This is a genomic window from Streptomyces hilarionis, assembly GCF_024539675.1.
Taxonomy (GTDB): Bacteria; Actinomycetota; Actinomycetes; order Streptomycetales; family Streptomycetaceae; genus Streptomyces; species Streptomyces hilarionis.
In genome coordinates this window covers 1-271 of sequence record NZ_JAHHIT010000723.1, presented here as the reverse complement: position 1 = coordinate 271, position 271 = coordinate 1, and the positions used below count along the sequence as shown (strand labels likewise).

Sequence of the window (271 nt, the reverse complement as noted above, 5' to 3'; positions counted from 1 at the left end):
CTACCAACCTGGCAAAAATTTTGATTGCCGTGGGGGAGGGTGAGTTTGACGAGGCGCCTACCGATTACACGGTGAAGCTGGACGGCACGCCCATCAGGGATGCTAGCGGCAATTACAACTTTCCGAATGTGAAGTGGGATTGGCGCCCAGGCTCCGTGGACCAGACCTATATCCCGGGCATTCCTTCGGTCGATAACGAGACGTCGCTGAATGTCGAATTGCGCAGTGATACCGCGTGGGTGCGATCGATCTTCAACACGCAGCTCTCCGC

The 271-nt window shown here is 56.5% G+C and carries 1 protein-coding gene; it reads left to right on the top strand.

From position 1 onward, the window contains the following. On the top strand, positions 1 to 271 hold a 271-nt coding region (locus KMS84_RS40140), incomplete at both ends, for a hypothetical protein (RefSeq protein WP_256921592.1).